The 10637-nt window shown below is 70.8% G+C and carries 9 protein-coding genes and 1 pseudogene; 4 read left to right on the forward strand and 6 right to left on the reverse strand.

The features are described from left to right. Positions 1 to 2226, reverse strand: a complete 2226-nt coding sequence (locus tag ACIRFH_RS34580) for a PQQ-binding-like beta-propeller repeat protein (protein ID WP_403529899.1) — start codon at positions 2224 to 2226, stop codon at positions 1 to 3. A gap of 10 nt (positions 2227 to 2236) precedes the next feature. Beyond that, entirely contained in the window at positions 2237 to 2839 is a 603-nt protein-coding gene (locus ACIRFH_RS34585; protein WP_403529901.1) for a toll/interleukin-1 receptor domain-containing protein, read from the reverse strand. Between the two features lie 124 nt (positions 2840 to 2963). On the opposite strand from ACIRFH_RS34585, the gene ACIRFH_RS34590 reads away from it, so the two are divergent. Together ACIRFH_RS34590 and ACIRFH_RS34595 are read left to right on the forward strand one after the other, a co-directional pair. Further along, positions 2964 to 4133 carry a helix-turn-helix domain-containing protein gene (locus tag ACIRFH_RS34590; RefSeq protein WP_403529904.1) on the forward strand — a complete coding sequence of 390 codons (1170 nt, stop codon included), beginning with the start codon at positions 2964 to 2966 and terminating at the stop codon, positions 4131 to 4133. Positions 4134 to 4430: 297 nt separating this feature from the next. Then, positions 4431 to 5193: pseudogene (locus tag ACIRFH_RS34595) on the forward strand (transposase family protein); the annotation flags it as partial. Positions 5194 to 5415: 222 nt separating this feature from the next. Here the strand turns inward: ACIRFH_RS34595 and ACIRFH_RS34600 are convergent. The 4 genes from ACIRFH_RS34600 to ACIRFH_RS34615 form a co-directional block, all read right to left on the reverse strand. Further along, positions 5416 to 5796, reverse strand: a complete 381-nt coding sequence (locus ACIRFH_RS34600; RefSeq protein ID WP_403529924.1) for a transposase family protein — start codon at positions 5794 to 5796, stop codon at positions 5416 to 5418. Positions 5797 to 6323: 527 nt separating this feature from the next. After that, positions 6324 to 7181 (reverse strand): MerR family transcriptional regulator, encoded by an 858-nt coding sequence (locus ACIRFH_RS34605; protein WP_403529907.1) that lies wholly within the window; start codon positions 7179 to 7181, stop codon positions 6324 to 6326. A gap of 397 nt (positions 7182 to 7578) precedes the next feature. After that, positions 7579 to 7875, reverse strand: a complete 297-nt coding sequence (locus ACIRFH_RS34610) for a hypothetical protein (protein ID WP_403529910.1) — start codon at positions 7873 to 7875, stop codon at positions 7579 to 7581. Between the two features lie 286 nt (positions 7876 to 8161). Beyond that, entirely contained in the window at positions 8162 to 9661 is a 1500-nt protein-coding gene (locus ACIRFH_RS34615) for a hypothetical protein (RefSeq protein WP_403529913.1), read from the reverse strand. Between the two features lie 272 nt (positions 9662 to 9933). Between ACIRFH_RS34615 and ACIRFH_RS34620 the strand changes: the two genes are divergently transcribed. Continuing rightward, positions 9934 to 10233 carry a hypothetical protein gene (locus ACIRFH_RS34620; RefSeq protein WP_403529915.1) on the forward strand — a complete coding sequence of 100 codons (300 nt, stop codon included), beginning with the start codon at positions 9934 to 9936 and terminating at the stop codon, positions 10231 to 10233. A 48-nt stretch (positions 10234 to 10281) separates the two neighbouring features. After that, positions 10282 to 10637, forward strand: a 356-nt coding sequence (locus ACIRFH_RS34625; protein WP_403529918.1) for a transposase, incomplete at its 3' end; no start/stop codon positions are given.

Genomic DNA, 10637 nt, shown 5'->3' on the forward strand with positions numbered 1-10637 from the left:
TTACCGCCCGTGGGCCGCGATCGCGGTCATTGTCAGGTGGGAGGCGATGAACACGCGGTCGCCGCCCACCGTCCACCGGAACCCCACGTCCGGCTGCCCGGGGTCGCTGTATTTCCACCGGGCCCTGCCGGTGGCCGCGTCGATGGCCCACAGCGTCTTGGCGCTGTCGGTGGCGAAGACGGTGTCGGCCGAACACTGCGCGCTCTTGCCGGAAATCCTGAGGGAGGCGTTGAACATGTTGGAGCCGCCCATGTCGTTGGCCCCATCGAGCGTCGCGACCCACTTGAGTGTGCCGTCGGCCGTGGCCAGGGCGGCCAGGTCGCTGCCGACGGGTACGTAGACGGTCGCACCGTCCAGGCTGGAGAACGGGGCGCCGATCTGGGCCTGGTCCCCGTTCTTCGCCTCGAAGCGCTGACGCCACTTCTCGCTGCCCGTGGACGTGTCGACGGCGAACAGCGTGTCGCCGTTGCCGCCGGCGAACAGGAACAGCCCGGCGGCGTAGCACGTCAGCGGCCATCCGGTGGTGAAGTAGTACGCGGCGTGCGGGACGGACACCTTCCAGCCGCGGGCACCTCTCCTACCGGCGTCGATCATCTGGACGCGGCCGGGTCTCCTGCCCGGAACGGCCGAGGCGGCCAGGAGGTGAGAACCGGAGGGCGGCACGAGCACGTTGTTGATGTCCGTGCCCTTGACCTGCCACAGTCTCTTGCCGGTCGCGGCGTTGAACGCACGGATGTAGCCGGTGCTCGGAGACTCGGCCGAGAACTTCCCGTCCATCTCAAGCACCTGCCCGCATACGTACACTGTGTTCCCCGCAACTGCCACATAGTTGCTCAGATACATCGCCGTATGCTTGCTGTCGCCGGGATCGACGTCGGCCATCTTGGTTGCCCACTTCGCTTTCCCGCTGGCGGCGTCGAACGCCGCCAGCATGCCTAACTGACTCGGTGTGTCGCAGAGCAGGTAGAACACTCCGTCCGCGTACGCCGTCGGGTACTTGCCGCTGGTCGTGCCGGAGTCGTTGATCGTATTCAGCTGGGGGAACACGGATCTTCCGGTCGCGGCGTCCAGGAAGGACGTGGCAGTGTCCGTGACCACCATGATCACCTTGTCGGAGGCTTCCAGACAGGTGGGGGCGTGCTTTCCGGTACCTGACCATGCCTTGGCGGCATCGGGCCCGGTCAGAACGATCGGTTCCGGTCCGTCCGTCGAGGACGGCGACGCGGAGGAGGCCGACGAGGATCGCACGCCTGACGGAGATGTCGGCCGCGCGGTGGACGCGGGCCCGCCGGCCCGGCCGTCGGGTGCCGGCGACGAGTCTCTGGTGAAGGCGAGTGCCGCCGCGGCTCCGCCGAGTACGGCCGCGCCCCCGGCCAGACCGAAGATCAGCTTCCGACGGCTGACACCCGTGCCGACGGCGACCACCGGCGGAGGAGGAAACGGACCCCGGTCACCGCCCCCGGCGGACACCGATCCCACCGCCGCGGTCGCGGCGGCCATGTCGGCGGTCACCGCCGGCGGCAGCCAACTGCCGCTCAGGGCCGGCAGGTCCTGACGCCTCAGGTAGTCGACGAGTTGCTCCGCGGTGGGACGGTCCGGCGGTTCCGGGTACAGGCAGCCGTCGATCACCTCGCGCAGCGACACGGGGAGGGCGTCCGTGTCCGGCTCGTCTCCGGAAGCTGCGAACAGCACGGTCGACCCGAGATCGAACACGTCGTCCGTCGATGCGGGTGCCGGGCAGCCGGGGGCTCCCACGATCCCCAGGGCGCTGATGCGGGGCCCGTCCATGGTCAGCAGCACCGAGTCCGGGCTCACCCCGCCGTGGACCGTCCCGGCTGCATGGAGGGCGGCCAGCCCCCGGGCGAGGCCGTCGGTGAGGACCCGCAGAGCCGGTTCGGACAGCGGGCCGTGCCGGTCCACCGCCTGTCGGAGCGGCAGTCCGGCGGTGAACTCGGTCACCAGCCAGGGAACCGGCGCGTCGGCGTCGGCATCCACCACCGGTACAAGGAAGGCATCGGACAGCGTCCGTGCCGCCTCGACGGCGGCACGGAACCGGGCCCGGAACCCTGTGTCCGCGGCAAGTTCGGGCCCCACGACGGTGACCGTGACGAGCAGCCCCTCGTCCGTGCGGGCCGCGAACACTTCGCTTCCGCCGACCGAACGCTGTCTTCCGAGCAGCGTGTACGGCCCGATCCGACGAGCACCGTCTGCTCCGGGATGATCCATCGTCCGCTCCTCACGCCAGCCTGATCGTCTGATCACGGGCCGCCTGGTAGGCGCTGCCACCGCCGGACACATGGGCCGTCATGGTCGTTGACGGCCCATGATCTGCGGCCGGCGCCGTGCCGTGCCCGGGTTCGACGGGGGGATCGGTATCGGACAGGAGAGCGGTCACCGCGTCGCCCAAGCGCTCCAGCCCGTCTGGCAGATGGGTCTCCGGAACGCGGAGGAACTGCAGGCGTGCCAGCTCCGCGATCTCGGTCGGCAGCGCAGAGGCGTCGGGCAGCATCGTCGCGTCTCCCAGGAGGACCGGAACAACGCGGTTTCCCGCCCGCAGAGCCGTCGCGATCTCCAGGCGGACCCAGTCGTGAGCCCGGTCCAGGAGCCGCACACCGTCCTCGTCCCGCGCGTCGAGCCACCCTGGCCCGATCAGTACGCACATCAGCTCGCACTCGGCGGCCTGCCGCCGCAGGATCTCGGCGAAATCGGCCCCGGGCGGAATCGACTGGCCCGACTTGAAGATCTCGTCGACCCCCAGGCGGTCGGACAGCGCGCGATAGACGCGGTCTCGCATCCACCGGGAGTCCGGTTTACGAAAGCTGAGAAAGATGCGCGGCACAATTGCCCCTTCTCTGGCAAGCCTTGACGTCAGGGTTCGTGCTCACCCTAGGGGCGGCGTACGCGCTCGGCGGCTATTCGCCGGAGATTGAATAGCGGCCGCAAGGATCCGTACGCTGACTGGTATGGACCCGGTGGACAGCGCGGCAGGAAGTTCGATCAGCACCCGTCTGCCACCGGGCGACTTCGGCGTCGTCCTGGCCACACTCCGGGCACGTCGAGGGTGGAGCGTGCGCGAGTTCGCCCGGCGTGCGAACGTGTCCGAAGGGCAGGTCTGCAATCTGGAGAGCGGCGTGCGCAACCCGACGCCCGCGGTGGCGGCGGCATGCGACGCGGCCTTCGGCACCGGCGGAGCACTCGTCGAGCTGGCTGGGTCCGGCCGCCACGGCGCCCGGACCGAGGTCGTCGTCGAGGCCGGCCCCGTGGTCGCCGGGTACGAGCGGGTCCTGCGGGAGCTGAAGGACATCGGCAGATCCACCGGGCCGAGGTTCGTCACCACTTCGATGAAGTCGATCACACGGATCCTGACGGACGCCGGTTCGCACGCCGTCGGCGAACAGCGTGCCGAGATCTGGCTGCTGGCCTCGCGGTTCGCCGAATACACGGGGTGGATGGCGCAAGAGGCGGGGAATCCCGCGGAGGCGTTGCGCTGGACGAATCTCGCTGTTCGCTGGGGCGCACGTGGCGGGGACGAAACGGTGGCCGCATATGCCCTGGTCCGCAAGGCGTTCATCGCCCAGCACCGCGGTGACACCTATGCGGTGATCAAATTCGCCGACCAGGCGGCCGGGCACCCGGCGGCCAACCCGGTGATCCGCGCGCACGCCGCGCGACGCTCGGCCCAAGGGCATGCGCGCCGTGGCGATGCGGGGGCCTGCCGGGAGGCACTGGAGCGGTTCAGAAGCCACGCCGCCGAGGTCAGTGGCGACCGGACCCCTCACTGGGGCCCGCGCATCGAGAACGGCAACCCTCGGCTCATCGAGGCGTCCTGCATGCTCAGCCTCCATCGCTTCGAGCTGGCCGCCGACCTTTTCGCCGAGCACCGCCCGGCCGCCCCGGCAGACAGCAACTCCCGAGCCCGCTTTGCGGTTCGGCAGGCGACAGCCCTGGCCGGTGCCGACCGCCTCGCCGACGCCTGTCAGATCATCGAAGCCACGCTGCCCGTGATCAAGCGCATCGACTCGGCAACCGTCCGCGCGGAGCTGGGCCGTTTCGTGGAACAGGCCCGGACCCGGAGAGCCAGCCCGGGCCAGCTCGCCCTCATCGACGCATCGGCCGCCCTCGCAATCGGCTGACAGTCGTAACAGCGCTCACCAAGCCAAATGAGATGAATGTGACACTACGAACTCTGCTGTTCGGTTCGGCCTCGCTTGGCGGCATCGTTGATCCATATCTGGTGGGGTATCGACGGCGGGACGGGGCGGCGGTTGAACCGGCTCGTTCGTCGGGCCTTGACCTCGGGTCTTGGACACACGAGACACTGAGCGTTTTCCAATCTGGCGGGGCGGCTTGAGAGTTGGGCTGTCAGACAGGTGAAGCCCCTGGCAGAGGGGTTTTCGACCGAGAAGAACCGTCTCCACCAGAGGCTTCGGGTGCTTGTCCGCCCGTCCGGCGTCGACGTGTCCAGCTCTGCCCTGTGCTTCCTGTCCGCCCAGCTTCGCCGACACCGCCGGGCACTCGGCACCCGATGGCGACGCCTGGGCCCCGGCCGACAGGCCCTGCTCACCCTTGCCCACCTCCGCAACGGTCATCCGTACGCCCAGCTCGCGGCCGGATCCGGCATCGGCACCACTACCGCGTACCGGTACATCACCGAGGCCGTCGATCTCCTGGCTGCACTCGCCCCGGCCCTCGCGCAGGCGGCCCGGGCGGCATCGGCGAAGGCGTTCGTGCTGCTGGACGGCACTCCGCTGCCGATCGACCGCGTCGCCGCGGACCGTCCCTTCTCCTCCGGCAAGCACAAGAAGCACGGGATGAACGTGCAGGTCCTGGCCGGTCCCTCCGGCCGGCTGCTGCGGGCCTCACCTGCCCTGCCCGGTGCCGTGCACGACGTCCGGGCCGCCCGTGAGCACGGCGTCATCGCCGCTCTCGCGGACGCCCCGAGTCACCTGCTGGGCAGACAAGGGCTACCGAGGCGCCGGGAGCACGGTCCGCGTCCCGTACCGGGGCCGGCGGGAGACGCTGTCCGCGGGCCAGAAGGCCGTCAACCGGTCCCACACGAAGATCCGGGCCCTCGTCGAACAGGCCGTCGCCCCCCTCAAGTCCTGGCGGCTCCTCCGCGCACCGCGGTGCTCGACCGCACGCGTCACGAGCCTCGTCCGAGCTGTCCTCTGCCTGCACCTGACCAGCTCGGACCGAGGAGGGAAAACCCTCAGCGACGGCAAGGCCCCGCCAAACCCTCGGTGGAGCCTCGCCGTCAAGGTGTTGCCGCACGACGAGGCCCTGCAGTGAGCCTCCGCCAACCTGAAAATCGCTGGTCAGCAGGGCGAGTGTGACCGTGTTCCGGTGGTGCTCGTGCTGGTCGTGGGCGGGAGTCTGCAGAGAAGATCGTCCGTCAACGGTTGACTTCGAGGTTCGTCAGGACGAGCAGGCTGCGCAGGAGTTGGGTGGCGTGGGTGGGATCGATGCGGAGTTTGCGGGGATTCGCCAGTTCTCGGGGTGGGCGAATCCGTGCTTGGCCGGCGCCCGTCCGACAGCGAGGACGCGGTTGGCTTCCTTCTGGCCGGGGGTGAGCTTGTGGGTGCGGCTGGCGTGGAAGCCGGTGACGATCACGGGGTCGCGTACGTCGTTGTCCAGGCCGCGGAAGCCGAGGTCCGCGAGGGCGCCGAGGCCGACGGCGCGCAGGTGGGCCAGGATGTGGTCGTGGCGGGCGGCGGTGTTGTCGTGGGTGCGGCCGGGCCGGGCGGCGGAGATCCAGATCAGGCGGTCCCTCTCGTCGGTGAGGGCGAGGAAGTGCAGGGCGTGGTGGCGTTGTTTGCCGGAGTTGTTCTTGCGGTCGGCCTTCCGGTGCGGCGCTGGGTGGGGATGAGGGTGCCGTCAATCAGGACGCCCCCCACCCACCCTGCCGGGCGATCTTCTTGCACGCGCGGTCCAGGCGCGGGGCGCTTGTGCGGTGAGCCGTCCGATCGCCTCGTCGCGCCAGCGTCGGACGGTGGACTCGGAGATGTTGTTGCCGTCGGCCCTGTTGGCCAGGCGCTGGTCGTGGCGCAGTACGGCCAGGGCGATCACCGCGCTCTTCCCGGGCGGCAGGATCCGCCACCGGGGCCGGATAGCTTTCAGATGGCGCCGCAGCAGACCGGCGAGGTGGTTGACGGTGTGCGTGGACAGTGGCAGGCGGCACTGGCAGCCAAGCCGGCAGGTGTCCTCGGTGTGCTCTTCGGCTCTCTTCGCACAGTGCCCAACGGCCGCCGGGGGAACCGTGGTGACGTTCGTGCTGCACCATTCCGGGCTGCTCTTGTCGGGCTCGCCCCGAGCGCCGATTCCAGTCAGCAGGTCCGTGAGGTGTCGCCGTCCTGATCGGCCGAGTGAAGCATTTCGATGACACGTTCCTCGTACCGGACGCGGGCCGGGGAGAAGTCGTACGGCATCTTGCCGATGGCCTCCACCGGGCTCATCCTCGCCTCGCCTTCCTCCTCGCCGGCGTGCTCGTCCTCCTGGTCCAGGAGGAGGGCGAGGGCCTCGTCCAGGCCGGATCTGTCGATGGCGGCTCCCAAGACGGCCTCATGAGCACACCGCTGGGCAGCCAGGTCTTCGATGCGGGGATCGTCGGGGGACACGGTGTCGTCCAGGGCCGCCTCGGCCTCGGCCAGACGGTCTTCCTCGGCCCGCAGCTCGGGGTGGGTGGCCAGGGCGATGAACCGGTTGGCCTGGACGGCGGCGCCCAGGGAGCCGAAGACACGCTCCGTGACCAGAAGGGTATCGAGATCGGCCGGGCGCAGGGATCCGGGCGGCAGATCATGCAGGCGGCCACTGACCAGCGGTGAGAGCAGGCCCAGGGGGCTGCCCACCTCGCGGAGGCGGTGCACAGCGGCCCGCTGGGCTTCGATGGCGGCCGCCTTGGAGGCGAGGGATTCCTCCAGCCGGGCCAGGGACTGCTCGATGCCGGTGGCGCCCTCGAAGCCGGCCCGGATGTCGTCCAGGGAGATACCCGCATCAGCCATCTTGCGGATCCACAGCAGGCGGATCATGTCGTCGTACCCGTAGCGGCGGCGGTCGTCGCTGCCGCGTTCCGGTTCGGCGAGGAGTCCGATGGCGTGGTAGTGGCGGATGGCGCGGGGGGTGGTCCCGGCGAACGCGGCGGCATCGCCGATCTTGACCCGGCGGGGAATCGCAGGAAAGTGCATGCGAGGGAACCTCTCGATGTCGTACTTGCCGCCTACTGGACCACATGCCGCTACGGCACATGCAAACCCCACAGCCGCAGGCTCGCCCCGCGCTCCCGCACCATCAAGGGTCGTACGGATCGCCGCACGAACGGAGAAAACGTCCCGGACAACAGGATGCGCTGGTAGTCCGGCCGAAGCAGCGTTCAACGACGTTGCGGGGCCTTGTAGAGCTCGCGGTCGAAGGCCGCCGGCAGCCGGCTCGCAGGCGGCTGACAGCCCGTCGGGACGAGGCCGGGGTGTGTCGGCGGCCTCTCGGTGGTGCTGGCACGGGGCCGCGGGTGGAGCGGGGGCGCACGGTGGGACCCCCGGGGCCGGGCCGCGGGCCGGGGGCCTGACCCGCGGGTCGCTCAGGCGCTCATCCGGGTCTGTCCCCTTCTGCTCCAGCGGCCGGGACCTCCTTGGCGGCCAGGGGGTGGTCAGGGTGGGCGAGGTAGCGGTCGGAGATGGCCCGCAACCGTTGTTCGGCCTCCCGCACGGAGAGGCCGCCGGGAGAGAGGGGGCAGGCGGCGCGCACGGTGTGCACGGCCTCTCCCAGCTCCCCGAGGAGCACCCGCGCCTGCGTGTCGCCGGCGAGGGACTCCTCCTGCAGGCGCGCACGGCAGAAGAAGTAGAGCTCCGGCAGCCGGAGGAGGAGCGAGTACCCCTCGTCCACTGGCCTGCTGATGCCCCCGTCCGCTGGCGGCCGGGGAAGGGCCGGGGGCGGGGGAAGGGCCGACGGTGGCGAGGGAGTGACTGGCGAGGGCGGCGGAAGGCGCCCCTGCGACAGGGGGAAGGCCTGTGGCAGCGGAGGAAGACGGGCCGGTGGCGGCGCGGGGCATCCGGGAGCCGGCGGGGCCGCCCGCCCGCCCGGTGGGGGCGCCGGCTCTGTGACGGACCGGGCCCGGGAGGCGCCGCGGCCGAACAGCGCTCTGAGACGCGCGAGCACGCTCCTCGGCCGCTCAGGCATCGGCGGGGATCACGGCCACCACCCGGCCGCCCGCGGCGAAGTGCAGCCGGTCCACCGGCGAAGGGCAGGGCGGGTCCTCGGCCCGGTAGAAGCACAGGTCGCTGGGGACGGGAACGACGCGCAGGTCCGCGGCGTGGCTGTCTTCCGGCAGTTCGGCGACCGCCGCCAGCAGCGTGTCGGCCGATCCGGCCCACTCACGCACCGCCACCACGGGACGCGGCCAGGGGCGGCCGGTGTTGGGGACGAGCCAGTCGTCGCCCTGGGTGACCTGGCCGGTGAACCCGGGCTCGGCCGCCGCCTCGCGGGCCCGCCGGGCGTACTCCAGCAGCAGCGACGGCAGCGATGTCGCGAGCAGCGTGACCTCCGGGTATTCGCTGAGCTCCGTGGGGTCGGCGGGCACGGAGAAGGCGTACCCCCACTCCCCGCTGCCGGGGTCGAGACGGATCTGCACGAGGGCGCGAACGCCCTGCCCGCCGACTTCGGCCAGCAGCCAGTAGGCGCCGTCGCCGCCCAGCATCCGGTGCGTCTCCGGGTCCACGCTCGTAGGGGCGCCTCCCGGCCTCAGTCGGAGGGCGGGCATCCCCTCGGCTTCCACCCCGCCGATCTCGCGCAGGACGCCGCGAATGTCTTCGGGCACCGTGACCGGCCAGGCGTCCATCTCCTCGTCGGTGCAGCCGGGAGCGAGCCTCACGAAGCCCGGGAACTCCTCGGCGAGGGAACGCAGCAGGCTCACCGCCCGGGCCGCGGCGTCGGCCGGGACGGCGTGCCGCCGCACCGGACGGCTCAGGAAATCCCCGCTGATCAGGCTGTGGAGCAGCAGCGCTCGGCCGTCCCCGGCGAGGGTGTACCCGATCTCGCTGCTTCCGGTGTCGGCCGTCTCGTCGGCCGCCGCGAAGTACGGCTCCCATGGCACCCTGCACGGGTAGCCGGGCAGGGCGCGCAGATCGACCAGGTCGGACAGCGGATCACCGCGTCCCACGAGTGCGGCGAGCTCCGGATCCTCTCCTCCGGCGACGTCCACGGTGGCCACGGCGTGGGTGAACGCCTCCGGTGCGGGCCGCTCCGCCCCTTGCCCGTCGGCCAGGCGCCCGGCGACCTGGGCGAGCCAGTGGACGAAGTCGGGCGCCTCGATGGTGATCTCGCACTCGTCGGCCCACGGATCGATGGTCATGACCGGGCCCCAGCCAGCGGCCGTGATCCCCACGAGCACGAGCAGCGAGCTGCCCTTGGAGTCCAGCTCGCCCATCACCAGGAAATCGTCCTCGAAGCGGGCGTGGCCGCGCGGACCGAAGCCATACGCGTCGCCTTGGACGCTCATCCCGCCGATCTCCTTCAGCACGGCCCGCACTTCCGGCGGCACGGGCACGCCCCACGCGTCCATCTCGCCGTCCGTGAAGCCCTCGGACAGCTCGACCTCGCCGGGCCGCTTCCCTGCGGCTTCCCGCAGTATCCGGACGACGTCCGCCGCCCGGTCCGATTCCTGACCGCTCACGTGTACCTCCTCGATGCGTCCCCTGACCCGGCGAGGCTAACGGCAGTCTCCGACAACGCCGCCGACGGGCCGGAGAAATGATGCTCGGGGTGGGGCAGGGCGGGCGGATCGGACCCCCGGGCCCCAGGTCCCCTCAGGCGGAGGGCGGGGAACCTTGTCGCTGCCGCCGCCGTCGTCACAGGAAGACGATGAAGCACGGCCCCGGGAGGACCGTGACGCTCACGCGACCGGACTCGCCGGGCCGCGGCCGTTCCCACGGAGGGCAGGGATGGATGGGCAACTTCTTCGGCGGTGAAAGCACTTGGCTGTCGCTGAGCAACGGCAGCACGGCGGCCCTCCTCGACGTGCTCATGCTGGCCGTCTCCGACCTCGCGGCCCGGCCGTGGGACTACCGCTTCGCGGCGCTGCTCGCCTTGCAGGACCAGAACGTCATCGGCCGCGGCGCGGCCGGTTTCGACGTCACCGACATCGACTGGGGCGCGGACCCCTCCGAAGCGCAGCAGAACAAGGAGTTCGTCCTCGCCGTCATCGACCTCGCCGCCCGCCGACACCGCTGGGACGAGCTGGACTAGTAGGACTCCGTTACGTCTTCCGCTTGTCCTTGGGGGCATGTTGGGAGTATGGACGCACATGAAGTGGGCCGGGCTCGGGTGAAGTTGGGGTTATTCGTGGCCGATGTGTTCGCGTCGGTGCCGCGCAAGGACCAGCGGGCGAAGGGCGACTGCTATCTGCGGGGACTGATGCTCGACGGCCGCCGCAAGTCCATCCAGGCCATGGCCGAGCGGCTGCCGGACGGCAACGAACAGAACCTGCAGCAGTTCGTGAACCAGTCGACCTGGGACCCGGTGCCGGTGCGCCGGCGGATCGCCGAGCGGATGGTCGGCCAGATCGGCCCGGACGCGTGGGCCGTCGACGACGTGTCGTTCCCCAAGGACGGGAGGATGTCGGTGGCGGTTGCCCCTCAGTACTGCGGGGC

This window comes from Streptomyces sp. NPDC093586 (assembly GCF_044764905.1).
Classification (GTDB): domain Bacteria; phylum Actinomycetota; class Actinomycetes; order Streptomycetales; family Streptomycetaceae; genus Streptomyces.